Source organism: Kribbella sp. C-35, from assembly GCF_046549195.1.
Lineage (GTDB): Bacteria > Actinomycetota > Actinomycetes > Propionibacteriales > Kribbellaceae > Kribbella.
Window position 1 is genome coordinate 159,214 of record NZ_JAJPWG010000003.1, and the last position, 23,328, is coordinate 182,541.

Annotated in this window: 21 protein-coding genes; 16 read left to right on the top strand and 5 right to left on the bottom strand. The window is 68.8% G+C overall.

The genetic code is table 11. From position 1 onward, the window contains the following. Positions 1-3 precede the first annotated feature (3 nt). Genes ACLJOO_RS20780 through ACLJOO_RS20835 form a run of 12 tightly spaced genes read left to right on the top strand, consistent with a single transcriptional unit; the run spans position 4 to position 14,321 of the window. Entirely contained in the window at positions 4-1,098 is a 1,095-nt protein-coding gene (locus ACLJOO_RS20780) for a glycosyltransferase (protein ID WP_410788864.1), read from the top strand. Continuing rightward, positions 1,095-2,417: a glycosyltransferase gene (locus tag ACLJOO_RS20785; protein ID WP_410788865.1), complete on the top strand. Its 1,323-nt coding sequence runs from the start codon at positions 1,095-1,097 to the stop codon at positions 2,415-2,417. The genes ACLJOO_RS20780 and ACLJOO_RS20785 overlap by 4 nt, the downstream gene beginning before the upstream one ends. Continuing rightward, positions 2,414-3,055 (top strand): hypothetical protein, encoded by a 642-nt coding sequence (locus tag ACLJOO_RS20790; RefSeq protein WP_410788866.1) that lies wholly within the window; start codon positions 2,414-2,416, stop codon positions 3,053-3,055. The genes ACLJOO_RS20785 and ACLJOO_RS20790 overlap by 4 nt, the downstream gene beginning before the upstream one ends. Further along, on the top strand, positions 3,055-4,248 hold the full coding sequence (locus ACLJOO_RS20795) for a hypothetical protein (protein WP_410788867.1): 1,194 nt from the start codon (positions 3,055-3,057) through the stop codon (positions 4,246-4,248). Before ACLJOO_RS20790 ends, ACLJOO_RS20795 begins: the two co-directional genes overlap by 1 nt. Beyond that, complete coding sequence (locus ACLJOO_RS20800) at positions 4,245-4,856, top strand: acyltransferase (RefSeq protein ID WP_410788868.1); 612 nt, start codon at positions 4,245-4,247, stop codon at positions 4,854-4,856. The genes ACLJOO_RS20795 and ACLJOO_RS20800 overlap by 4 nt, the downstream gene beginning before the upstream one ends. Further along, entirely contained in the window at positions 4,853-5,944 is a 1,092-nt protein-coding gene (locus tag ACLJOO_RS20805) for a DegT/DnrJ/EryC1/StrS family aminotransferase (protein WP_202874001.1), read from the top strand. The genes ACLJOO_RS20800 and ACLJOO_RS20805 overlap by 4 nt, the downstream gene beginning before the upstream one ends. 1 nt (position 5,945) lies before the next feature. Next, a complete protein-coding gene (locus ACLJOO_RS20810; protein WP_410788869.1) occupies positions 5,946-6,947 on the top strand; it encodes a Gfo/Idh/MocA family protein in 1,002 nt (333 codons plus the stop codon). A gap of 2 nt (positions 6,948-6,949) precedes the next feature. Next, positions 6,950-8,014: a non-hydrolyzing UDP-N-acetylglucosamine 2-epimerase gene (gene wecB / locus ACLJOO_RS20815; protein ID WP_410788870.1), complete on the top strand. Its 1,065-nt coding sequence runs from the start codon at positions 6,950-6,952 to the stop codon at positions 8,012-8,014. A 4-nt stretch (positions 8,015-8,018) separates the two neighbouring features. Further along, positions 8,019-9,221 (top strand): acyltransferase family protein, encoded by a 1,203-nt coding sequence (locus tag ACLJOO_RS20820; RefSeq protein ID WP_410788871.1) that lies wholly within the window; start codon positions 8,019-8,021, stop codon positions 9,219-9,221. A 25-nt stretch (positions 9,222-9,246) separates the two neighbouring features. Further along, positions 9,247-10,548 carry a nucleotide sugar dehydrogenase gene (locus ACLJOO_RS20825; protein ID WP_410788872.1) on the top strand — a complete coding sequence of 434 codons (1,302 nt, stop codon included), beginning with the start codon at positions 9,247-9,249 and terminating at the stop codon, positions 10,546-10,548. Beyond that, entirely contained in the window at positions 10,545-13,169 is a 2,625-nt protein-coding gene (locus ACLJOO_RS20830) for a glycosyltransferase family 4 protein (RefSeq protein WP_410788874.1), read from the top strand. Before ACLJOO_RS20825 ends, ACLJOO_RS20830 begins: the two co-directional genes overlap by 4 nt. Beyond that, complete coding sequence (locus ACLJOO_RS20835) at positions 13,170-14,321, top strand: glycosyltransferase (RefSeq protein WP_410788875.1); 1,152 nt, start codon at positions 13,170-13,172, stop codon at positions 14,319-14,321. Positions 14,322-14,360: 39 nt separating this feature from the next. Here ACLJOO_RS20835 and ACLJOO_RS20840 read toward each other — a convergent pair whose 3' ends face one another. Next, entirely contained in the window at positions 14,361-16,268 is a 1,908-nt protein-coding gene (locus ACLJOO_RS20840) for a CocE/NonD family hydrolase (protein WP_410788877.1), read from the bottom strand. A gap of 150 nt (positions 16,269-16,418) precedes the next feature. Between ACLJOO_RS20840 and ACLJOO_RS20845 the strand changes: the two genes are divergently transcribed. Together ACLJOO_RS20845 and ACLJOO_RS20850 are read left to right on the top strand one after the other, a co-directional pair. Beyond that, positions 16,419-17,321: a hypothetical protein gene (locus ACLJOO_RS20845; RefSeq protein WP_410788878.1), complete on the top strand. Its 903-nt coding sequence runs from the start codon at positions 16,419-16,421 to the stop codon at positions 17,319-17,321. A gap of 74 nt (positions 17,322-17,395) precedes the next feature. Next, positions 17,396-18,100 (top strand): SDR family NAD(P)-dependent oxidoreductase, encoded by a 705-nt coding sequence (locus tag ACLJOO_RS20850; RefSeq protein ID WP_410788879.1) that lies wholly within the window; start codon positions 17,396-17,398, stop codon positions 18,098-18,100. A 22-nt stretch (positions 18,101-18,122) separates the two neighbouring features. Here ACLJOO_RS20850 and ACLJOO_RS20855 read toward each other — a convergent pair whose 3' ends face one another. After that, positions 18,123-18,617 (bottom strand): hypothetical protein, encoded by a 495-nt coding sequence (locus tag ACLJOO_RS20855; RefSeq protein ID WP_410788880.1) that lies wholly within the window; start codon positions 18,615-18,617, stop codon positions 18,123-18,125. A 132-nt stretch (positions 18,618-18,749) separates the two neighbouring features. Here ACLJOO_RS20855 and ACLJOO_RS20860 point away from each other — a divergent pair, with 132 nt between their 5' ends. Further along, the gene (locus ACLJOO_RS20860; protein ID WP_410788881.1) at positions 18,750-19,799 is read left to right on the top strand and encodes a hypothetical protein; all 1,050 of its coding nucleotides are present in this window, start codon (positions 18,750-18,752) and stop codon (positions 19,797-19,799) included. Here the strand turns inward: ACLJOO_RS20860 and ACLJOO_RS20865 are convergent. Then, the gene (locus ACLJOO_RS20865) at positions 19,748-20,623 is read right to left on the bottom strand and encodes a hypothetical protein (protein WP_410788882.1); all 876 of its coding nucleotides are present in this window, start codon (positions 20,621-20,623) and stop codon (positions 19,748-19,750) included. The two genes, ACLJOO_RS20860 and ACLJOO_RS20865, sit on opposite strands and share 52 nt — an antisense overlap. After that, positions 20,620-21,612, bottom strand: a complete 993-nt coding sequence (locus tag ACLJOO_RS20870) for an SPFH domain-containing protein (protein WP_410788883.1) — start codon at positions 21,610-21,612, stop codon at positions 20,620-20,622. Before ACLJOO_RS20870 ends, ACLJOO_RS20865 begins: the two co-directional genes overlap by 4 nt. 78 nt (positions 21,613-21,690) lie before the next feature. Here ACLJOO_RS20870 and ACLJOO_RS20875 point away from each other — a divergent pair, with 78 nt between their 5' ends. Further along, complete coding sequence (locus tag ACLJOO_RS20875; RefSeq protein WP_410788884.1) at positions 21,691-22,374, top strand: NUDIX hydrolase; 684 nt, start codon at positions 21,691-21,693, stop codon at positions 22,372-22,374. On the opposite strand, the gene ACLJOO_RS20880 is transcribed toward ACLJOO_RS20875, so the two are convergent. Then, a complete protein-coding gene (locus ACLJOO_RS20880; protein WP_410788885.1) occupies positions 22,375-23,265 on the bottom strand; it encodes a carbohydrate kinase family protein in 891 nt (296 codons plus the stop codon). It lies immediately after the preceding gene. Positions 23,266-23,328: the final 63 nt, after the last annotated feature.

The following is a 23,328-nucleotide window of genomic DNA, read 5'->3' on the forward strand; positions in this document are numbered from 1 at the left end:
CCAATGTCACGCAGCACCGCGCCGGACGTGGGGATCATCACGACCGGCCACGACGTGGCCGATGCGCGCCTGCACAAGATCACCGCTGCCCTGCAGCATCGTGATCTGTCGGTCGAGCTGTGGGGCCTCGGCGACGCCGACGGCGGACCGGCGGGTGCTGTGGTGCACGCCGGACCGCGCGGCAACCTGGTGCAGCGGCTGGCCCGCACCGCCGTACTGCCGTGGCGGACCAACGCCAAGGTGGTGATGACCGTCGACCCGGACATGATCCCGGTCACGCGGCTCGTCACCACGCTGCGGCGACGCAAGTTCGTGGTCGACGTGCACGAGGACTACGAGCGGCTGCTCGCCGATCGCGCCTGGGCGCAGGGGCCGGCGGGTCTGCCGGCCCGGTTGATCGTGCGCGCCGGGTCGAAGCTGGCCGCGGGCGCCGACCTCACCGTGGTCGCCGACTCGCACCTCGCACCGCATCAGGCGAAGCACCGCATCGTGGTGCAGAACCTTCCCAACCGCGGCTTCCTGGCCCCGTCCCCGCCCACCGGCGCACCGCGTGCGGTGTACGTCGGGGACCTGCGCAGGAGCCGTGGACTGTTCGACATGGTCGAGACCGTCGCCGCGGCGCCGGACTGGTCTCTCGACCTGATCGGCCCGGTCGCACCGTCGGACCGGGACGAACTGGAGGCCCGCGTCGCACAGCCCGACCTGACCGGTCGGGTTCGGCTACACGGGCGCCAGCCACCGGCGGACGCGTGGCAGCTCACCAAGGGAGCTTGGGCGAGCCTGGCCATGCTGCAGCCGACCCCGGCGTTCGTGGAAGCGATGCCGTCCAAGATCTACGAGTACCTCGCCAGCGGTCTTCCCGTGCTTTCCACCCGGCTGCCCCGGCAGACCAAGGTGATCGAGGAGTCCGGTGGCGGAGTCCTGGTGGACTCGGTGGCGGAGGCGTCCGAGACCCTGCGGCGCTGGTCCGCGGATCCCGGTGAGCTGGAGAAGCTGCGCGACCACGCGCTGCAGTGGGCGGCGGACCATCTGCCCACGACTACGCCGTACGACGATTTGGCCGACGCGATTCTCAACCTGCTAAGAGGACCTGCATGACCGACCGCCCACACCTGTTGTACGTCGCCTGGGGCTTCCCGCCCTGCCGTGGCGGCGGTGTCTACCGGGCCCTGGCTACGGCCAACCGGTTCGCCGCGCTCGGCTGGAAGGTGACCGTGCTGACGGCCGACCGCGACACGTTCTTCCGGTTCACCGGCGCGGACCTGACCCTCGAGGAGCGGGTCGACCCGTCCGTCGAGGTCGTCCGGGTCCCGTTCGAGTGGCCGATTCTCGAAGCCGACCTGCGGCGCTGGTCCAAGCGCCGGGCGTCCAACCCGAAGCTCTGGGCCAAGTGGCGCACGAAGCAGGACCAGATCCCGTTCCCGGAGAGCGGCTACGGGCCGTGGCGTTCGGTGATCGAGAAGGCCGCGGAGCGCATCCACCAGGCGAACAAGGTCGACCTGACGGTCGCCACCGCCAACCCGCACGTCGCGTTCACCGCGGCGTACCACCTGCACAAGAAGTTCCAGGTGCCGTACGTCATGGACTACCGCGACGCGTGGCTGCTGGACGTGTTCACCGGCGACCGGCTGCACGAGCCGAACAGCCGCGCGGCCAAGTGGGAGAAGAAGCTGGTCGAGTCCGCGCGCGAGGTCTGGTTCGTGAACGACCCGATCAAGGACTGGCACGAGAAGCTCTACCCGGCGCAGGCGAGCAAGATGCACACCGTCGCCAACGGCTTCGACCCCGACCTGGTGCCGGACACGCAGGACCGGGGCGCGGTCACCGACCGGCCGCTGGTCTTCGGGTACGTCGGAACGGTGTCGCCGAAGGTGCCGCTCGCGGACTTCGTCAAGGGCTGGCAGCTCGCCAAGGAGCAGTCCGAGGAGCTCGCCGGCGCGAAGGCGAAGATCTACGGCTACCTCGGGTACTACGCGCAGCCGCGGGCGGACATGCTCGCGACGATCAACGCCGCCACCGAGGACGGGGTCAGCTACGAGGGCCCGGTCGGCAAGGCGGAGATCGCCAAGGCGTACGACGAGTTCGACGCGCAGCTGTTGATGCTGGGCAAGGGCCGGTACGTGACGAGCGGCAAGGTGTTCGAGTACCTCGCCACCGGGTTGCCGGTGGTGTCGGTGCACGACCCGGAGAACGCGGCGTCCGACGTACTGCGTGGGCATCCGTTGTGGTTCCCGGTCGCGGACGTGACGCCGGAGGCGATCGCGGCGGCGCTGATCGAGGCGGCGCACGCGGCCCGCACCGCGGACGAGGGCATCCGGGCGAAGGCGCGCGAGTTCGGTGCGTCGTACCGGAGGGACCTGCAGCTGGATCCGCGGATCGAGTCGCTGGCTGCTTCTGTGAAGGGGGTAGCGGCATGAGCAACGTCGTTCTGCTGTCCACGCGCAAGCTGCCGCCGACGTACTTCGACCAGGTCCGTGAGGATCTCGGCGATCAAGACATCACCATCGACGTCGTCGGCTGGGTGGCGCCGTCCGCCTGGGTGGCCGACAAGGTCAACAGCTTCACGCTGATCGGTCCAGGTCGGATGCCGGCTGCGCCGGTGGTGGAGGAAGAAGTAGCAGAGGTTGAGAGTGCTGCTCCGGTTGCCGAGGAGCCTGCACCTAAGCCTGCTCCCGCTCCGGCTGCACCTGCTGCGCCACCGAAGCCGAAGCCGACCGGGGCCAAGCGGGTCGTCAAGGCCGTGGAGTGGCGCGCGCGGAAGGCGAAGAAGGTGGCCGGGCGGATGTTGCCCAAGGCAATCAAGACGTCGGCGCCGGTGAAGTTCCTGCGTGGTCAGCGGGCGACCAGCGATCTCGGGAAGACGTACTGGGAGCGGGTGCTCAGCCGTCGCGACGTGCTGTCGACCATCGACCAGGCCGACGTCGTGATCGCGCTCGACGCCGGCGCCATCTGGGCCGGCTGGAACCTCGGCCAGCGAAAGGCCAGCACCCCGGTCGTGCTCGGTCTGCCGGCCGCCCGCCGGGAACTCGACATGATGAAGGCCCCTTCTGCGTAATGGGTGACACGACGACGATGACGATCCGCGAGCACCTGCCGGCGCCGTTGGCCCGGACCGCTGGAGCGGTCCGGCGGCGCCTGCGGGGCTTGCGGTACTCGTATGCGCAGTTGCCGGCGTTCCCGCCGGCAGCGACGACACCGGTGCGGATGCTGGTCGGACCGACCAACTCCGCCGGTCAGGGCCACGCCTGGGCACAGGCCGCCAAGACCCTGCCGGACGTCAGCGCCGTCGCGTTCTCCCTGCACCGCAAGGGCCAGTTCCAGTTCAAGAACGACTACGGCGTACCGCTGGCCTGGTTCGGCCAGCCGCGCTGGCAGCGCGCCCAGGAGCAGTACGTCGTCGAGAACTACACGCACGTGATGGTCGAGTCGCTGCGTCCGCTCTTCGGCGCCCGCGGCGTCGCGGACGCGTCCGCCGACATCGAGACGATGCTCGCCAAGGGCATCAACGTGAGCCTGCTCTTCCACGGCTCCGACATCCGCCTGCCCAGCCGGCACGCGCAGCGCGAGCGCTGGTCGCCATTCACCCCGGGTGACGAGCTGACCGACCGTCTCGAGCCGCAGGCCCGCCGGCACGCCGAGCTGGTCGAGTCGCTGCAGCTTCCGGTCTTCGTCTCCACGGTCGACCTGCTGGACGACGTACCGAACGCCCAGTGGCTGCCGGTCGCGATCGACCCGGTGCCCTGGCAGCGAGCCGCGCGACCCTTGTTCTCGGGTGCGAAGCCGGTCGTCGCGCACGTTCCCTCGAACGCGAAACTCAAGGGCACCGAGGAGATCGACACGGTCCTGACCCGGCTGCACGACAGCGGCGCGGTCGAGTACCGGCGGATCACCGGCGTACCGCACGTGCAGATGGCGAGCGTCATCGGTGACGCCGACATCGTTGTCGATCAGCTCCGGATCGGCCTGTACGGCGTGGCAGCCGCGGAAGCGCTGGCAGCCGGGCGGATCGTGGTTTCGTACGTCGGTGACGCGGTGCGCCACCGGGTGCGTAGTCTGGCCGGGCGAGAGGTGCCGATCGTGGAGGCGGATCCCGACACCCTGGGTGATGTCGTCACCGGCCTGATCGCGGATCGTGACGCCGCCGCCGAGCGGGCGGCCGCCGGTCCCGGTTTCGTGGCGGAGCTGCACGACGGACGTCGCTCGGCCGAAGTACTCAAAACCTGGCTGACCCAGAAGGAGACCCTGTGACGTCCCGCATCGCGCCCTCCGCCGACGTCGACGACAGCGCCCAGATCGGCGACGGTTCGTCGGTCTGGCACCTGGCCCAGATCCGCGAGAACGCGGTCCTCGGCAAGAACTGCATCGTCGGCCGCGGCGCCTACGTCGGGACCGGGGTCCGGATGGGCGACAACTGCAAGATCCAGAACTACGCGCTGGTGTACGAGCCGGCGTCCCTCGAGGACGGCGTGTTCATCGGCCCGGCGGTGGTGCTCACCAACGACTACTTCCCGCGCGCGGTGAACCCGGACGGGTCGCCGAAGAGCGGGCACGACTGGGAACCGGTCGGGGTGACGATGAAGGAAGGCTGCTCGCTCGGTGCGCGCAGCGTGTGCGTGGCCCCGGTCACCATCGGCCGCTGGGCCACGGTCGCCGCGGGTGCAGTGGTGACCAAGGACGTGCCAGACTTCGCGCTGGTCGCCGGGGTCCCGGCGCGCCGGCTCAAGTGGGTCGGCAAGGCCGGGGTTCCGTTGCTCTCCGTCGGGGACGGCGAGTGGAAGTGCCCGAACACGGGCGAGATGTACATCGAAACCGACGGACGGCTGCGGCCGGCCGATGAAGCACAGGAGGAGAACTGATGGTGCAGCCGATTCCGGCCGCGAAGCCGATCATCGGGAAGGAGGAGCGCGAGGCTGTCGACCGTGTCATGCAGTCCGGCATGCTCGCCCAGGGTCCTGAGGTGGCGGCGTTCGAGCAGGAGTTCGGCGCAGCGCTGGTCTCCGGCCGGGCCTGCGTCGCGACGAACTCGGGCACGTCGGGTCTCCACCTCGGCCTGCTGGCCGCGGGGGTCGGACCGGGTGACGAGGTCATCGTCCCGTCCTTCACCTTCGCCGCGACCGCGAACAGCGTCGCGCTGACCGGGGCCACCCCGGTGTTCGTCGACATCGAGCCGACGTACTTCTGCCTGGACCCGGTCGCGGTCGAGGCCGCGATCACCGAGAAGACCAAGGCCGTCATGCCGGTGCACCTGTTCGGTCACCCGGCCAACGTGACCGCGCTGCAGGCGATCGCGGACAAGCACGGCATCCAGATCTACGAGGACGCCGCGCAGGCCCACGGCGCCACCTGGAACGGCGCGCCCGTCGGCACCTTCGGCGAGTTCGCGATGTTCAGCCTCTACCCGACCAAGAACATGACGTCCGGTGAGGGCGGCATGAACTCGGTCGCGAACGCCGACCTCGAGCGCCGGATGCGGCTGTTCCGCAACCAGGGCATGCTCAAGCAGTACGAGAACGAGGTCGTCGGCCTGAACAACCGGATGACCGACCTGCACGCCGCCATCGGCCGCGTGCAGCTGACCAAGGTCGGCGGCTGGACCAAGCAGCGGCAGGAGAACGCGGCCTTCCTGGACGCGAACCTGCAGGGTGTCGCCGTTCCGGCGGTGGCCGCCGAGGCGACCCACGTGTACCACCAGTACACGATCCGGGTGACCGAGGACCGCGACGGTTTCGCGAACGCGCTCCGGACCGAGTACGGCGTCGGCTGCGGCGTGTACTACCCGATCCCGAACCACCGGCTCCCGTCGTTCCAGCGTGAGCTGGACCTGCCGGAGACCGAGAAGGCCGCGGCCGAGGTGCTCTCGCTGCCGGTCCACCCCTCGCTGTCCGAGGAAGACCTGAACCGGATCGTGGCCGCGGTGAACACCGTGGCGAAGGCGGGTGCGTGAGATGGCGAACCTGCGTGCGGGCCTGATCGGCCTGGGCATGATGGGCCGGCACCACGGCCGCGTCCTGGCGTCCCTCGAGGGCGTCGACCTGGTCGCGGTCGCCGACCCGGGCGGTGACAAGTTCAACGTGGCCGGCGGTCGTCCGGTGCACGAGACCATCGAGCAGCTGATCGCCGAGAAGCTCGACTACTGCATGGTCGCGGTGCCGACGCAGTACCACGCCGAGATCGCGAAGGCGCTGGCCGAGGCCGGCGTCCACGCGATGATCGAGAAGCCGCTGGCCGGTTCCTCGGCCGAGGCGACCGAGATCGCGAAGGCGTTCGAGGCGGCCGGTCTGGTCGGCGCGGTCGGCCACATCGAGCGGTACAACCCGGCGCTGCAGGCGCTGCGGGTGCGGCTGGAGGCCGGCGAGCTGGGCGACATCTACCAGATCACCACCCGCCGCCAGGGCCCGTTCCCGGCCCGGATCGCCGACGTCGGCGTGGTGCTCGACCTGGCCACCCACGACATCGACCTGACCGCCTGGGTGACCCAGTCGCCGTTCGTCTCGGTGTCCGCGCAGAGCGCCCACAAGTCGGGCCGGCAGTACGAGGACCTGATCGCGGTGACCGGCAAGCTGGCCGACGGCACCGTCACCAGCCACCTGGTCAACTGGCTGTCCCCGATGAAGGAGCGGCTCACCGTCGTCACCGGTGAGAAGGGCGCGTTCATCGCCGACACCCTGCTCGCCGACCTGACCTTCCACTCCAACGGCACGGTCGCCACCGCGTGGGACGACGTCGCGCACTTCCGCGGTGTCAGCGAGGGCGACATGATCCGGTACGCGATCAGCAAGCCGGAGCCGCTGCGCACCGAGCACGAGGCGTTCCGCGACGCGGTGCTCGGCAAGGAGGCGGACATCGTCACGCTGCAGCAGGGTCTGACCACCGTGAAGGTGGCCGAGGCCGTTCTGCAGTCGGCGGCCGAGGATCGAACCGTCAAGGTCGCCGGGGAGTCCCAGTAACCATGAAGGTTCTGAGCGTTGTCGGGGCGCGCCCGCAGTTCGTGAAGCTGGCGCCGGTCGCGGAGGCTTTTGCCGCGGCGCAAGAGCAACATGGGCACCAGCACGTGATCGTGCACACCGGGCAGCACTACGACAAGAACATGTCCGACGTGTTCTTCGCCGACCTGCGGATCCCGGACCCGGATGTCCACCTGGGCGTCGGGTCCGGCAGCCACGGTGTCCAGACCGGCGCGATGCTGGCCGCGATGGACGCCGTACTGGACGAGCACAAGCCGGACTGGGTGCTGGTGTACGGCGACACGAACTCGACGCTCGCCGGCACGCTGTCCGCGGTGAAGATGCACCTGCCGGTGGCGCACCTCGAGGCCGGGCTGCGCTCGTTCAACCGGCTGATGCCGGAGGAGCACAACCGGGTACTCACGGACCACGCGGCGGACCTGCTGCTGGCCCCGACCCAGGTGGCGATGGACCACCTGGCGAACGAGGGTCTGAAGGACAGGTCGCGGCTGGTCGGCGACGTGATGACCGACGTGTGCTTCCGGGTCCGGGACGCGGTGGCGGACAAGCCGCTCGACCTGCCGTTCAAGCGCGGTGAGTACGTCGTCTCGACCATCCACCGGGCCGAGAACACCGACGACCCGGAGCGGCTGGCCGCGATCGTCGACGGTCTCGGTGCGGCCGGTACGCCGGTCCTGCTGCTGGCCCACCCGCGGCTCGTCGCGAAGTGCGCGGAGCACGGCATCAAGCTGGAGCGTCCGGACGGTTCGCTGCACGTCCGGGAGCCGCTGGCGTACCCGGAGATGGTCGCGGCCGTGCTCGGTTCGGCCGGTGTGGTGACCGACTCCGGCGGTCTCCAGAAGGAGGCCTTCCTGCTCGGCCGGGTGTGCACCACGCTGCGCACCGAGACCGAGTGGGTCGAGACGCTGGACGACGGATGGAACGTGTTGACATCCGACGTGAGTAAGCTGCCCGAGTTGGCTGCCCGGCCGACGCCCACGGGGGACCGCCCGATGCCGTACGGCGACGGCCACGCTGCAGAGCGTGTCGTCTCCACTCTCGCGGAGTAACCACATGACGAAGGCCGCCGAAGAGAACCAGACACAGCCGACCCAGGAAGCCCCGGGGTCGGCCGCTGTCGCGAGCCCACCTCCCGGCGCGCCTGTCAGCACTACCCCTGCCGACGCGGGTCCACCGCGCCCCGGCAAGAGGCTGCCACGAGTCGAGTCGCTCACCGGTTTGCGCTGGTGGGCGGCCTTCTTCGTGTTCTGCCACCACATGACTCAGCTGGCGCCGCTGCCGATCTATGACTTCCTGAAGTACGGCACGTCCGGCGTCACGTTCTTCTTCGTGCTGTCCGGCTTCGTCCTCACCTGGTCGTCGCAGCCGGGGACGAAGATCAGCACGTTCTACCGGCGGCGGTTCGCCCGGATCTTCCCGCTGTACTTCCTCACGCTGATCTTGGCGATCTTCGTCTTCTACCGGTTCGAACCGCCGGCCGGGATGTCCTGGATCAAGCCGGTCTCGATGACCGTGCTGGTGGCGTCCGCGTTCCTGGTCCAGGGCTGGTCGAACAACCCGACCGTCCTGTACGGCGGAAACCCGGCGGGCTGGACGCTGTCGGTCGAGGCGTTCTTCTACGCCTACTTCCCGTTCGTCTGGCGGGCCACGCAGCGGCTGAAGACGATCGGCGGCCTGATCCTGTGTGTGTCGGTGATCGTCCTGGGCGGGGCGTACCGCCTGGCGCTGTTCCATTACAAGGCCGACGTACCGGTGCTGCCGCAGCCGGTGCTGCACTCGGTGGCGTTCCTGTTCGGTATCGGCCTCGCGATCTCGCTGCGGTCCGGCTGGAAGCCGCGGATCCCGGTGTGGTTCGCGTTCCTGGTCACCGGCGGCGGCCTGTACCTGCTCTGGTACTCCGGTGCGCACCCGACGCAGGTCCCCGGCGCGGTCACCATGGGCCTGTGCCAGAAGGAAGTCCTCACGCTGCTATACGGCTTCCTGATCCTCGCGGTCGCCGCCCGCGACACCCGCGGCGGCCGGTCGGTGCTGCGCAGCAAGCCGATGGTGGCGCTGGGCCAGTGGTCGTACGCCTTCTACCTCGTGCACGCCACGATCCTGTACGCGATCAAGGAGCAGCACGGTGTGGCCGGCCCGATCGGCTGGTCCAACCTGACCTGGTACGCCGGTGTCCTGGTCATCTCGATCTTCGCCTCGTGGCTGCTCTACAAGTTCGTCGAGCACCCGCTGGAACGAAAGCTCCGAGGCCCCCGATGAAGAATCACTACCTAGTGGAGTTGCTGTGCGTGTCAGTGTTGTTGCCTTAGGCAAGATCGGACTGCCGTTGGCGGTCCAGTTCGCGGCCAAGGGCCATCAGGTCGTCGGCGTCGACATCAACGAGAAGTTCGTCGAGCTGGTGAACGCCGGCCAGGAGCCGTTCCCGGGTGAGGCCCACCTGCAGGAGCTGCTCGCCGAGACCGTGGCCGACGGCCGCCTGCGGGCGACCACGGACTACGCGGACGCGATCCCGAACAGCGACGCGGTCGTCGTGGTCGTGCCGCTGTTCGTGGACGAGCAGACCGGTCAGCCCGAGTTCGGCTGGATGGAGAACGCGACCCGTTCGCTGGCCGAGCACCTGACGCCCGGCACGCTGGTCAGCTACGAGACCACGCTCCCGGTCGGCACCACCCGGAACCGGTGGAAGCCGATGCTCGAGGAGATCTCCGGCCTGACCGAGGGCACCGACTTCCACCTGGTGTTCTCGCCGGAGCGGGTGCTCACCGGCCGCGTCTTCGCGGACCTGCGCAAGTACCCGAAGCTGGTCGGCGGCCTGTCGGAGGAGGGCGCGAAGCGCGCCACCGCGTTCTACGAGGCCGTGCTGGACTTCGACGAGCGCCCGGACCTGGACCGTGCGAACGGCGTCTGGGACCTGGGCTCCGCGGAGGCGGCCGAGCTGGCGAAGCTGGCCGAGACCACCTACCGCGACGTGAACATCGGCCTGGCGAACCAGTTCGCCCGGTTCGCCGGCCAGAACGGCATCGACGTGCACGCCGTCATCGAGGCGTCGAACTCGCAGCCGTACAGCCACATCCACCGGCCGGGTATCGCGGTCGGCGGCCACTGCATCCCGGTCTACCCGCGGCTGTACCTGTACACCGACCCGGACGCCACCGTCGTACGGGCCGCCCGCGAGGCGAACGCCGGCATGCCCGACTACACGATCGGTCTGCTCGAGGGCGCCTTCGGTGACCTCAAGGGCGCCAAGGTCGTCGTGCTTGGCGCGTCGTACCGCGGTGGCGTCAAGGAGACCGCGTTCTCCGGGGTGTTCCCGGCCGTGGAGGCGCTGAAGGCGCGCGGTGCCGAGGTGTCCGTGCACGACCCGCTGTACACCGACGAGGAGCTCCAGGGTCTCGGCTTCACGCCGTACACGCTGGGTACTCCGGTCGACGCGGCGGTGCTGCAGGCGGACCACGCGGAGTACGCGCAGCTGAGCCCGGCCGACCTGCCGGGTGTGAAGGTACTCGTCGACGGTCGCGACCGCACCGACCCGGCCAAGTGGGCGGGCGTGCGTCGGATTGTGATCGGAAGGTCGGTCAGCCAGTGACACATGCCGACCTGCGGGTCGTGATGATGGTCGCCAACGACGTCACCAACGACAGCCGGGTCCGCAAGGAGGCCGCAGCACTGGCCGAGACCGGAGCAGAGGTGACTGTGCTCGGGGTCTCGGCCAGCGGTCTGCCGTCGAGGGAGATGCTCGACGGAGCGCTGATCGTCCGGGTAGCGGTGCCTTTCACGCTGCGTGAGGAACGGAAACGAAGCCGCACGGCCCGCCGTAACTGGCGGCCGCCGTTGGTGGGCTACCGGTACCGAGCAACCTATGTGGCGCGCAGCCAGCGGATCGCGGCCGAGCTCAAGGAGCTCAAGGCGGACTCCGGGCACGCGATCGCGCGCGCCAAGGCGGGCCAGGGCAATCCGGTCAAGTTCAAGGCCGGCGTCGCCACCCGATTGCTCCGCCGTGCGCGCTGGCAGGCCGCCGAGCGCGCCGCTTGGGTCCGCAAGGGCGTGGGCAACAAGGCGGACGGGCCCTTCAAGTTCAGCTGGCGGGCGTACGACGGGGTGCTGCACCGGCTGCCCTGGCCGGCGCCGTGGCGCAAGCTGCACCCGGAGGCGCTCGACCTGGAGATCGCGTTCGGCGACCTGATCGACCGCCTTGAGCCGGACGTGGTGCACGCCCACGACATGCACGTGATCGGGGTCGCGACCCGCGCCGCCGGCCGCGCGAAGCTGCGCGGCCGCAAGCTGAAGGTCGTGTACGACGCGCACGAGTACGTCGCCGGACTCTCGCAGTACGGCGCCCGGACCCGGCGTTCGATCGCGGCCTGGGCCAACCACGAGCGCGAGTACATCGGCAACGCGGACCGGGTGATCACCGTCAGCCCGGCCATCGCGACGCGGTTGCAGCGCGAGCACAACCTGCGGCAAGAGCCGACCGTGGTGATGAACACGCCGAACCCCGCTGACGTGTCGGTCGAGGTGTCCGACATTCGCAGCCAGATCGGCCTGGCATCCGACGTACCGCTGCTGGTGTACAGCGGTGGTGTGACGCGGGCGCGTGGCATCCACACCGCCGTACAGGCGCTGGTGGATCTGCCGGACGCGCACCTGGCCGTCGTGTGTGTGCCTGGTGTGGCGACGGACGCGGTCCGCGAGCTGCAGGCGCAGGCCGTGCAGCTGGAGGTGCAGGACCGCCTGCACTGCCTGGACCCGGTGAAGCCGGACGAGGTGGTCGCGTTCCTGCGGACCGCCGACGTCGGGCTGATCCCGATCCTGCGCTACCCGAGCCACGAGATGGCGTTGCCGAACAAGCTGTTCGAGTACGCCTTCGCGGGGCTGCCGGTGGTGGTCAGCGACATGCCGAGCATGAAGCAGTTCGTCGACCGCACCAAGATCGGCGAGGTCTTCACCGCGGCCGACGCGCACGACCTGGCGTCGAAGGTCCGCACGGTGCTCGGTGACCTGGACAGCTACCGCGAGCGGGTTGCGGACCCGGCGTACCAGCAAGAGGTGTCGTGGGCCGGGCAGGCGGCCAAGCTCCGCGAGCTGTACAGCGAGCTGACTGGGCAGCAGCTCGACATCACGCGGCCGGGCGGCAAGGCGCGCAAGACCGGGCGGCACCTGCTGCTCGGGCCGGTCAACAGTGCCGGTCAGGCGTGGTTGTGGGCGACCGCGCTCGAGCGCGAGGTGCCGGACGTCAAGGCGGAGTCGCTCACTACGGGCAGTGGCGCGTTCGACTTCCGCGTGCACCGCACGGGTACGTATCGCCAGTACCGGTCCGATCTGCGCTGGCAGCTGGAGCTGACGGCGTACGCGTTGCGTGAGGTCACCCACGTGCTGTTCGAGGCGGGCCGGCCGATGTTCGGTCAGCAGCGCGGGCAGATGTGGACGACCGACGTACCGATGCTGGACCAGGCCGGGATCAAGCACGGTCTGGTGTTCCACGGGTCGGAGATCCGCGATCCCGCGCAGCACCGCGAGCAGTACCGGTACTCGCCGTTCCGCAACCCGGACGACGAGCTGACGGTGCGCCTGCAGGCCGCGAACAACCTGATGCGCCACCACCTCGAGGGCTACAAGGGACCGGTCTTCGTGACGACGCCGGACCTGCTGGAGTTCGTCGAGAACGGCATCTGGTTGCCGCTCGCCGTCGACGTCGAAGGGTTCGTGTCGACGCAGCCGGTGCTCGAGCGCGAGGTCCCGGTGGTGCTGCACGCGCCGTCGGCTTCCGCTTTGAAGGGTTCGGCGTACGTCGACCCGGTACTGACGGACCTGGATGCACGAGGCCTGATCAAGTACAACCGGGTCCAGGGCGTGCCGCACGCGGAGCTCGCCGAGATGGTGAAGAGCGCCGACATCGTGGTCGACCAGCTGCTGCTCGGTTCGTACGGCGTCTTCGCCTGCGAGGCGATGGCGGCCGGCCGGGTCACCGTTGGGCACATCGCGGACCCGGTCCGGGACCTGCTGCCGACCGACCTGCCGATCGCCGAGGCGAACCCGGACGACCTGTCGGAGGTGATCGAGCGGCTGGTCGCCGAGCGCGACACCGCCCGCAAGATCGCCGACGCGGGACCGTCGTTCGTGCATGACCTGCACGACGGGCGGAAGTCGGTCGCGGAATTGCTGCCGTTCCTCAACAACGAACTGGTGTACGAGGACGAGAGCGAGTAAGTGCGGATTCTGATGATCGCGCAGTCCCCGATCGCCGGGGACTCGCGGATCCTGCGGGAGGCGACGGCGCTCGCCGCGGCCGGTCACACGCTGCATGTGATCGGCCGGGACGTCCCTGAAGGCTTCGAAGTGGGGCCTGGGATCACGGTGGAGTCGGTCTCCCGCTCTTCCGGTCTGCGGACCGGGAACGGCGGGCTGACGGTCGGGCACGGGCATTCCGGGCCCAAGGTGCTGGCCAAGCGGTTCGGGCGCTGGTTGTTGCTGCCCGAGCACCGGAACCGCACCGAGAAGCAGTGGCGTCTTGCTGCGGCGTCTCAGGTGGCCGCGGCCGGTCCGGTCGACGTGGTGCATGCACACGACTTCAATACGTTGGAGTTGGCTGCGGAGTACGCCGCATTATGGTCTGCCTCGCTTGTGTATGACAGCCACGAGCTGTGGTTCGACCGGGCGCTGCCGGGGCGGCCGACGCCGTTGTGGCGGGCGCGTGGGCGGCGGTACGAGGTCGCGCTGGCGTCTCGCGCGCGGGTCGTGTTCACCGTGTCGGACGGGATCGCGGCGCGGCTGCGGTCGCGGGGTTTGTCCGATGTGCGCGTCGTACGGAACACGTTCCCGCGGGCGGACGACGTACCGCCGGCACCTTCGCAGCCCGAGGGCTTGCTGTACGCCGGACGTGTCGGGGCTGGGCGTGATCTGCCGACTGTGGTGGCGGCGGCTCGTGAGTTGGCGCCGTTCCGGACGGTGCTGATGGGGTCGGTGGATCCCAACTATCGCTTGGACCTGGGACCGGTGGAGACCGTCGCAGAGCGGTCCATCGACGAGGTCGACGACACACTCCGCTCGTACGGAATCTCCTTGGTCACCCTCACCAACACCTGCGAGAATCACCGCCTCGCACTACCCAACAAACTCTTTCACGCGGTCCGGGCCGGCGTTCCCGTAGTCGCCGCCGACCTCCCCGAACTACGAGCAGTCGTCACCCAGTACAAACTCGGCGGCCTCTACGAGCCCGGAAACGCGCACTCGTTGGCTTTGGCGGTCCGCACAGTAATCGACAACTACACGACCTACACCGACGGAGTCCGCTCCGCCGCCGCCGAACTCAACTGGGAACACGACGCAGCCACCCTGGTAACTGCGTATTCGGAGTTGTGAGAACGGGGCCCCGGCCTTCACCAGGACCCCGCCTCAGTTCTACCTAGAAGCTTCGACCATCTGTTCCATCAGCTTGACCGGGTCCTTCTCCGGTTCCGGTTGGGCCAACCGGGTGGAGGGGACTCGGGCCTGCGGGATCTCGGCTGTTTGAAGGGCTGTGGTGTAGCCCGTTAGTGGGAGGGTGAGGGACGAGCGCGTCGGGTCGAGGGTGATAGTCGCGCCGGTGAACGGGATCGACGGGTTGTCTGGTTCGACCGTGAGGACCAGGCCCAGGCGGTGGCCGGCCGCGAAGACCACATCGTCGGCGTTCAGTTCGAATGACAGGTCGTACCAACGATCCGAACGCAGTGATTCCTTGGCATACATGGATTTGTAATGCCCCACGTCGGCCAGCGTTCGCACCACGACGGACGTGTCGGAGACCGCCGTGTTGACCTGCGTCTTCGCGTAGCAACCGGTGTCGAGCGCGTTGCCGTCACCCCAGCAGACGCGTGTGTCGGGCACGTTCGTGACGTTCACGTACCGGTTCGCCGTACCGTAGTCGACCAACCGTGCCTTGATGCCTGAGGCAACCTTGTTGACCTTGACCCGGACCGACACCTTCCCGGTGCCGCTGACCCGAACCGCCTTCTCCAGCTCGTCGCTGAGGAACACCGCCCGATCGGTCCGCGCAGCAGTCGGATCGAGTACGACGGTGTCCGCCGACTCCTTGTCCGTCCCGGTAAAGCTCACCGGATTGCTCGTACCAGTCAGGTTGCTGAGCTTCAGCGTGGTCTGCTTCGCTCCGGCCGCCGGCCATTTCGCCTCGTCGACGAACGAGCCGTCCTCGCGCTGGACCGTCGCCTGCGGTGTGTCCATCACGCCGTTCTTGAGGCCCTGCAGCCAGTAGTCGAACCACGGGTGCAGCTTGTCCACCCACTCGTCGCGGAAGCTGAACCCGTCCAGGTGCACGCCTTGGTGCAGGAAGATCTTCCGCGGCACGTTCCGCTTCGCGAGTTCGTCCCACCATTCGCCGAACTGGCGGGTCTTCACGTTCTCGTCGCCGAGCCCGTGCACGACGTACACACTGGACCGGACCTTGGAGGCGTCGAGCCGGTAGTTCCGCGGGTCCCACCACTTGCTGTACGAGCCGGTGCGGGTGTCGGAGTCCTGCTCGATCTCGTTCGTCAGCTGCTCGCAGCGCGGCGAGGCGTCGTTGCTGACGTAGTCGTGCAGGAAGCCCATGTACTCGTCGTAGAACGGCACCCCGAAGCCGCGGGTGTAGTCGTACCAGCTGGAGATCGCCGCGATCGGCACGATCGTCTCCAGCCCGCGGACGCCGGTGCTCGCGACCGAGTTCGCGATCGTCCCGTTCCAGGACACGCCGATCATGCCGGCCTTGCCGGTCGACCAGTCGGCCTTCGCGGCGCTGCCGTCCGGCTTGTGCCCGGTGGTCCGGTTGTTCAGCCAGTCGATGACGGCCTTGGTGCCGAGCACCTCGAGGTCCGCGCCGACGTCGCTGCAGCCGGTCGACCGGAACGTCCCGGGCATGTCGACGAACGCGACGGCGTACCCACGGGGCACGAAGTAGTTGTCCAGCCAGCTCCCGAATACCTGGCGGGTGCCGGTCGCGTCGAAGTAGGTCGTCGGGTCGCCCGCGTAGTACGGCGAGGCCTGGATGATCACCGGTACGTCGATGGCGGCCTGGGCCGCCTCGCCCGGCCGGATGATGTCGACCGTGATCTGGTCGGTGATCCCGTTCGCGTCCCCGTCGAGCCGGGGTACGTCGACCTGCACCTTCTCGTGGATCGCGTTGTCGTAGTCGTAGGCGGGCACGGTCGCGGTGCCCTGGACGAAGGGTTTGGACGGTACGGCGGTGGGCCCGGCGACCGCGGTGAGCGAGGCGGCCGGGGCCACCACCGCCGCGAGCACCAGGGCCAGCCCGGTGCGTAACCGAGTTCTGCGCATGCGTGGATCTCCCCCTATGGGCGGTAGGTGAAGACCTATTCTGTGCACAGAACTCACCTGCTCGCTCACTTTTCGTGCACAGCAGGGGTAATACTTCGCCCGCAACTTTCGGTGTCCACGTCGTATCTAACGAAGTGAGAGGGGGGCGACATGAACCGACTGATGACCGCTTTGGCGGGGAGCGCGGTGCTGTTGGCGCTCACCCCCGCAGCTGCGCAGGCGACCGGGACAGCGACGGCGGAGGCCTGCAAGGTCTGGCAGGGCTCGGTGACCGCGGACGGGGGCCACCGCCGGATCGACGTCCGGGCGACGACGCCGCCGACGACCGTGAATCGACTGGTCACCGGGGTCTACAAACCCGGACAGGTCCGTCTCAGTGCCCGCCAGATCGACGAGCCGGCTCCGCAGGGTGCGCAACGCGGCGGGTACGTCGTGATCGGCGACGCGCTCTACTGGAGCGTCTACCTGACCGACACGAACGGATCCGTCATCGATCAGCCGGTGCTCCGGAGGATCGGCGGTGGCTGGAGCAGCTTCGGGTTGCTGGAGGTCTCGCAGTACCAGGCGCCGTACCCGGGCAAGGTCCACCGCGAGGCGGCGTACGCACTCCGGAACGACGGCGTGCTGTTCCGCTGGCGGATCGACAACGGGACGTGGCGTGCGGCCGGTTCGTACGCCGGGTTCGCCGCGGTCAAGTCGATGGCGCTGATCGCCAAGACACCGACGTACGACACGTTCCTCGCGAATACCCGCGGCGGCGCGCTGTACACGATCCGGATCCCGGCCGGCTCGGCCAAACCGATCGTGACGCCGGTCCGGACCCGCACCTGGCAGGGGTTCGAGACGCTGTCGGCGATGGCCTGCGGCCGGAACAGCACGCTGCTGCTCGGCATCGACAAGGACACCAAGACCGCCTATCTGTACGCCGTCGGGCACGCGAACGGCTCGTCGACGCCGATCCAGTCCCTGGGCAAGGTCCCCGGCAGCTTCGACGACCCGGTGTATTTCCGCTGGGCGCCGATCCCCGAGTTCGACATCGCGAACGGCGACTGATTCCTCCGAAAGGACAACTTGATGTTCCGTAAGGCCTTCGGGCTCGCCGGCGCTGCCGCGGCTCCGGGTATCTCATGGAGAGCACGTACACGATCGGCAGCGACGGCAAGATCGTCGGTACGCCGGTGTTCAAGCGGATCGGGAACGGATGGGGCGGGCGGTTCCTGATCCAGTCGCAGTACAAGGCGTCAGCGGCCGGCAAGCCGACGCGGACGATGCTGTACTCGCAGGACATGTACGGCAAGTTCGGGCGCTGGACCGACGTCGGCAAGGGCCTCCGCAACACCGGGTTCGTGACCGGGATGAGCACGATGAAGTCGTTCGCACTGATCGCCACCACGCCGACGTATGACATGTTCCTGGCGAACAACCGCGCGGGCGGTCTGTACACCGTCAAGATCCCGACCAGCGTCCCGCTGAAGCCGATCATCACTCCGGTGCGGACGTCGAGCTGGCAGATCTTCGAGCAGCTCGTCGTCCCGGCCGATGTCACCTCGGAGCAGTCCGTGGCCGAGGCCGCCGACCTGGTGCAGAGCCGCCTGGGTGACCTCGATCTGCTGGTGAACAACGCCGGGCTGATGCAGGTGACCCCGTTCGGGGACGCACCGGCCGCGCAGCGGTTCCTTCCCGGCATGGCGACGTACGGCGCCTCGAAGGCGGGCGTCAGCTACCTGACCCGGGCACTCCGCACCGAACTCGCCCTGATCGCATACGTCATCAGCCGCCCAAGAGACGTGAACCTCCCGCACCTAATCATCCAACCGTCAAAGGAGATCTAGCACGCGGGACAGGTCGGTGCGCTTAGCTGTTGGTCTTCAGGTGGTGTTGGGTGTGCAGTTTGGTGAGCCAGGCTGCGAAGGCGCGCAGGTCTTCGACGTTCGTTTGGGGGATGTGGAGTTTGGTGCCGCGGGTGGAGGCGATGGTCAGGTAGGGGGCGGCGAGGCTGCTGGTGGGTGTGACGACGGTGGTGCCTTCGAACTCGGACCACGGAATCTGCCGCCACCAAGCGAAGCGAATGCCAGTGGCGTTGACGGTCACCCGCGGGTGACCGAGGAGGAACAAGACGGCGAGCGCGATACAGGCGGCGAGGAGTACGGCAAGGAGCCCCACCCGGACGGTGAACCAAGTGCCGCGGGTGTCGAGATCCCGGACGACCGAGACGATCGGGATGCCGGCCAGCGTCAGCACGACGACCAGGCCGCCGAAGGCCAGCGCGCGCCGGACCGCGAAGATCACTCGGCCGGAACGGTGCAACTCCGCGTCCCAGGCACCGATGTCCTGATTCCCCATCACCATGTTTCGATCCCCTCCGGGGGCAACTGTAATGCCCTCGTGTCCGGCTGCCGGCCGGGCACCCAACTCCCAATCCATCTTCTGTCTTTTCTCTGTTCTAGCGGTTGTTCACACCGGCTTCGTAGGGTCGCGGGCATGATTGCGACTCGACGTACGTTGTTGAAGGCCGGGGCTCTGGGGATCGGGCTGGCTGCGACGCCGGGGTTGTCGGTGGCTGCTCGGCCTCGGCGCACGAGGGTGCTGTTGGCAACTAACGAGCCGTGGGGGACGTACCACGCGCAGCCGTTGCTGGCTGAGGCCGTGCGGCGTGGGTGGGAGTTGGTGCAGGTCGTTCCGGATCTGACGCAGATCAAGCCGGGTGACCCGGTGCCGGTCGCGACGCTGCACGACGTACCGCAGGCTGATCTGCTAGTGGTGAACGGCGCTTCGGACTGGCCGGCCGATGTGGCGGCGGTGTTGAAGCGGTTGCCGATGGCAGCGAGTTCGCTGGCGTATCTCAAGCCGGTGGAAGCGCCGCGGGCCCAGGAGTTCCGATCGCGGTTGGAGCTCGTGACGGCCGCGTCGCCGGCCGAGTCGGATGTGTTCGCGGCGTACCTCGGCTGGAGGCGTCGCGTACGGATGGTGGGGTCAGCACAGACCGACAACCTCCCGACGTACGCGCCGCAGAAGGACCGGGTGCTGGTGCTGACCAGCGTTACGCACCCGGACCAGACCGGCGACGCGGCGCCTGGCACGCAGTTGCTGCTCGACGCGGCCGCGAAGCTGGAGGCCGCGGGCAAGCACATCGTGGTCGGCCTGCATCCGCGCGAGGACCGGACGCTCTGGGACCAGTACGAGATCAGCGTGCTGGGTTCGGTGCCGGAGTCGGCGACTGCGGAATGCGCGGTGGGCATCCCCGGCACCGTGTTCCCGATCGTCGCGGCTGTCGGCGTACCGCTGGTCGGCTGCGTCGACCCGAAGCTGCAGGTGCCGAACTACATCCTGGACGTGTGCTCGTCGACGATCGACGCGCCCGAGCAGGCCGTCGACGCGATCGAGAACGCCAAGCCGGCCAGCCGTGGCGCGGTGTTCAACGCGGTGGGTCCGATCGGCGGGTCGGCGCGGCGGCTGTACTCCGCGTGGCACGCCACCATTCAGACCACCAGGTGCAACGTGACCGGGGCGACGCCGATCTCGATCCGCTGACCCCAGCCGATGCTCAAGGTGTCGGACTCCATCCCGTCGCCGAACACGACCAGATCCGACTCGGCCGTGATCGTCAGCGAATCCGGTGCCTTCAGCAACCCTTCGGTGTTGTCGGTACCGGTCGCCGGCGACGGCCAGGCCTCGCGCACGAACCAGCACAGCACTGGATCGATCGGCGTTGGCAGCGCCAACGGACTACGCCGTTCCTGCCAGGCCGATCGGCACCAGCCGGTCGACCCGGTCCCGGTCCCGACGAGGATCCCGGACGACGACTGCCGCTCCGGCAATCCATCGGGAGAGCTCAGCCGGTAGCGCGCGGACTGGTGCGTCCGGTGACCGACGTACACCTCGTTCAATGCGACCAGTTGCTGCCCGTCGTCGGTGCTTGCGGCAACCATCGTCCGCTCGGCGACCTGACGTTCGGCCAGCAGGCCGGCGATCGCGGCGGGTTCGTGCGGCACGAGTACGCCGGGGTTGCGGGACGGCTCGGGGTTGATCCCGATCACCGGCTGACCGTCCAGGTACTTCGCCACGTTCGCGACCAGCCCGTCCTGGCCGACCGCGATCACCACATCCTCCGGTCCGAACCCGAATCGGTCCAGGTCGTTGCGCTCGGCAACGGCACGGCGCCAGTCCAACGGGATCGCCGCGGAGACCGTGGCGAGCGCGTCCTGCTGGGCCTGGTGCCGCGCGTCCAGCTCGGCCAGATCCCGCCCGCGGCCGGCCAGGAAGAACCCAGCCTGCTGCCGCGTCCCATGCCGAGCGATCAACTCGGTGAGCTCCGTCTCCCGATGAACAACCACCGCCCTCGGGGGAAGCGTCATCGCTGCTCGGCCAGCCTCGTGAGGAGCGGCGTGATCAGGTCCGGCGTCACGTTGAGCGTGCCGATCTCCGGTAGGGCGCCCTGCTTGATCGCGAGCGCGAGGATGGTCGCCTGGTCGAGTTCGGCGTACGCCTCCAGCAAGGCCTTCTCGGCAGCAGCCTCCGCCGCGCCGATCACCCGCTTGGCGTCGGCCTCCGCCTCGGCCAGTGCGCGTTGTCGACCGGCCGCGGCCTGCGTCTCGATCTGACCGGCGGCCGCGGCCTCGGTCGCACGCATGCGCTCGTTCTGACCGCGCTGGTTGACCAGCTGCTCCTCGCGCCGGGCGAGCTCGATCTGGTTCTGCAACTCGTTCTCCGCGATCGACCGCTCCCGCTCGACGGCCATCGCACGGCGTTCGTACGTCGCTTTGTCCGCGGCCTGCTGCACCATCTCGCGCGTCGGCGTCTGCAGCGCCTTCTCCACGTCCCGCTCCGCGCGTACGGCGACCACACGCACGTCCTCGACGCCGATGCCGAGCCCGGTCAGCCGCTGGTCCTCCCGCAGGCCGGTGCCGACCGCCTGGCGAAGCGCGGTCATGCCCTCGGACAGCGCCTCGGTGAGCGTCATCCGGGCCAGCAGGTCGAGTGCGGTCTGTTGCGCCAGCTCGGTCAACAGACCGCCGAGCTGCTCGAGCGGCGTCGACCGCCAGAGCCCGGTGTCCGGGTCGATGCCGAAGTCCAGCCGGGCCGAGGCCAGCGCTGGGTCGGTCACCCGGTACGTGACGGTCGCCTGCACGACGACGTCCTGGAAGTCCTGCGTGCGGCCGTGGAACAGCAACGGCTGCTCGCGGTCGTCGACCGGGATCTCGCTCAGCGACGAGTTCAGCGCCCGGAACCAGAACGCCTGGCCGGCGCCGTCGTGCGCGACCTTGCCGTTGCGCAGGTGCCGCACGTGGGTGGTCGGGTTGGCCCGCAGGTGGCTGATGAAACGGAACCGGGTGATGTCTGCCATCTCTTCGTTCTCCTTGTCGTCACTATGACGATAAGGGGTCAAGTGACTTCTCGTCAAGGTGACGATTAGAGTGGGGTCATGGACTTCGAGCCGCTCGGCCTGGCCACCGATCTGGTCATCCTGACCGTCCGCGACGGCCGCCTCCAGGTGTTGCTGATCCGCCGCGGCATCCCGCCGTACCGGGGCCGCTGGGCGCTGCCCGGCGGGTTCGTGCGGCCGGGCGAGGACCTGGAGACGACCGCGCGCCGCGAACTGGCGGAGGAGACCGGGCTGTCCGCCGAGCGCATCCACCTCGAACAGGTCGCGACGTACGGCGCTCCCGACCGCGACCCGCGCGGCCGGGTGGTCAGCGTGGCGTACCTGGCCCTGGTACCGGACCTGCCCGCTCCCGTCGCGGGCTCCGACGCCGCGTCGGCGAGCTGGGTCGACGCCACCGACGTACTGGACGACTCCGGCCGGCTGGCGTTCGACCACCACCGGATCCTCGCCGACGGCGTCGAACGCGCCCGCGCCAAACTCGAGTACTCGCCCCTGGCCACCGCGTTCTGCCCACCGGAGTTCACCATCTCCGAACTCCGCGGCGTCTACGAAGCAGTCTGGGGCCTCCCCCTGGACCCCCGAAACTTCCACCGCAAAGTCACCAAAACCCCCAACTTCGTAGCCCCCGCAGGCACCACCACAACCCGAGACGGCGGCCGCCCCGCCCAACTATTCCACCGCGGCACAGCCACAACCCTCCACCCCCCAATGACCCGCGGCTGACTAGAGCTGACGGCTGCGGAGGGCGAGGTCTTCGGCGGTTATTAGGTTGGTGTGGGTGCCGGGGGAGGTGCAGGCCCAGCCGGCGGCTACCGTGCCGGCGGTGGCGGCGTCGGGCCAGGGGGCTCCGTCCAGGTAGCGGGCCAGGAAGGCGGCTACGTAGGCGTCGCCGGCGCCGTTGGTGTCGACGACCGGGCGGTCGGGGAAGGTGATCGCGGGGAAATGGCGGGGCGGTTCGCCGCGGACGTGGAGATAGCTGCCGTCGGCGCCGGCCATCGCGACTACGACGTCGGCGCGGCCGTTGGCGAGGATCCAGTCGACGCCGTCGGGTGGGAGGGCTGCGGCGGAGACGAAGACGATGTCGGACGCGGTGGCGAAGTCCTTGTGGTGGTCGTTGCGGCCATCCCAGTCGTGCAGGTCGGTGGAGATCGAGCGGTCGGCGGCGATCGCGTCCCCGAGGGCGTCGCGGGCGAAGTCCATGATCGAGACGTGGACGTGCTGCGCGTGCCGGATCACCGGGCGCCAGAGGTTCGGGTCGACGCGGAGACCGCGCGGGTGGCGGCCGTCGTACATCGAGAGCCGGCGGCCGTCCGGGGCGACCAGGTTGACCGATCGGCGGGTGCCGCTCGGATGCAGGACGACGCGCAGCGGGATGCCGAGTTCGTCGTACGTACGGCGGATCCGCGCGCCCTCGGGATCGTCGCCGATCACGTCCACCAGCCCGGCGTTCAGCCCGAGCAGGTGGCAGCCGAGCGCGACACCGTGCCCGGTGTGCGCCAGGTACGACTCGATCGGTTCGACCGGAACCGTGTCCACATCCGCCAACGGCAGGCTCGGCACCCGCACGATCGTGTCGATGCCTACTCCGCCGATCACCAGCACATCCAACTCCACCCGTCCCGTAATACCCGACTTTCGCCAGGGATCACAGGTGTCTTTCGCAAGCTGAACGGATAG

What these genes read in the sequence shown, in the direction of transcription:
- ACLJOO_RS20780 (WP_410788864.1), top strand. Translation starts at nt 4, where the DNA reads ATGTCACGCAGCACCGCGCCGGACGTGGGGATCATCACGACCGGCCAC.
- ACLJOO_RS20785 (WP_410788865.1), top strand. Translation starts at nt 1,095, where the DNA reads ATGACCGACCGCCCACACCTGTTGTACGTCGCCTGGGGCTTCCCGCCC.
- ACLJOO_RS20790 (WP_410788866.1), top strand. Translation starts at nt 2,414, where the DNA reads ATGAGCAACGTCGTTCTGCTGTCCACGCGCAAGCTGCCGCCGACGTAC.
- ACLJOO_RS20795 (WP_410788867.1), top strand. Translation starts at nt 3,055, where the DNA reads ATGGGTGACACGACGACGATGACGATCCGCGAGCACCTGCCGGCGCCG.
- ACLJOO_RS20810 (WP_410788869.1), top strand. Translation starts at nt 5,946, where the DNA reads ATGGCGAACCTGCGTGCGGGCCTGATCGGCCTGGGCATGATGGGCCGG.
- wecB (WP_410788870.1), top strand. Translation starts at nt 6,950, where the DNA reads ATGAAGGTTCTGAGCGTTGTCGGGGCGCGCCCGCAGTTCGTGAAGCTG.
- ACLJOO_RS20820 (WP_410788871.1), top strand. Translation starts at nt 8,019, where the DNA reads ATGACGAAGGCCGCCGAAGAGAACCAGACACAGCCGACCCAGGAAGCC.
- ACLJOO_RS20840 (WP_410788877.1), bottom strand. Translation starts at nt 16,268, where the DNA reads ATGCGCAGAACTCGGTTACGCACCGGGCTGGCCCTGGTGCTCGCGGCG.
- ACLJOO_RS20845 (WP_410788878.1), top strand. Translation starts at nt 16,419, where the DNA reads ATGAACCGACTGATGACCGCTTTGGCGGGGAGCGCGGTGCTGTTGGCG.
- ACLJOO_RS20850 (WP_410788879.1), top strand. Translation starts at nt 17,396, where the DNA reads ATGGAGAGCACGTACACGATCGGCAGCGACGGCAAGATCGTCGGTACG.
- ACLJOO_RS20855 (WP_410788880.1), bottom strand. Translation starts at nt 18,617, where the DNA reads ATGGTGATGGGGAATCAGGACATCGGTGCCTGGGACGCGGAGTTGCAC.
- ACLJOO_RS20860 (WP_410788881.1), top strand. Translation starts at nt 18,750, where the DNA reads ATGATTGCGACTCGACGTACGTTGTTGAAGGCCGGGGCTCTGGGGATC.
- ACLJOO_RS20865 (WP_410788882.1), bottom strand. Translation starts at nt 20,623, where the DNA reads ATGACGCTTCCCCCGAGGGCGGTGGTTGTTCATCGGGAGACGGAGCTC.
- ACLJOO_RS20870 (WP_410788883.1), bottom strand. Translation starts at nt 21,612, where the DNA reads ATGGCAGACATCACCCGGTTCCGTTTCATCAGCCACCTGCGGGCCAAC.
- ACLJOO_RS20875 (WP_410788884.1), top strand. Translation starts at nt 21,691, where the DNA reads ATGGACTTCGAGCCGCTCGGCCTGGCCACCGATCTGGTCATCCTGACC.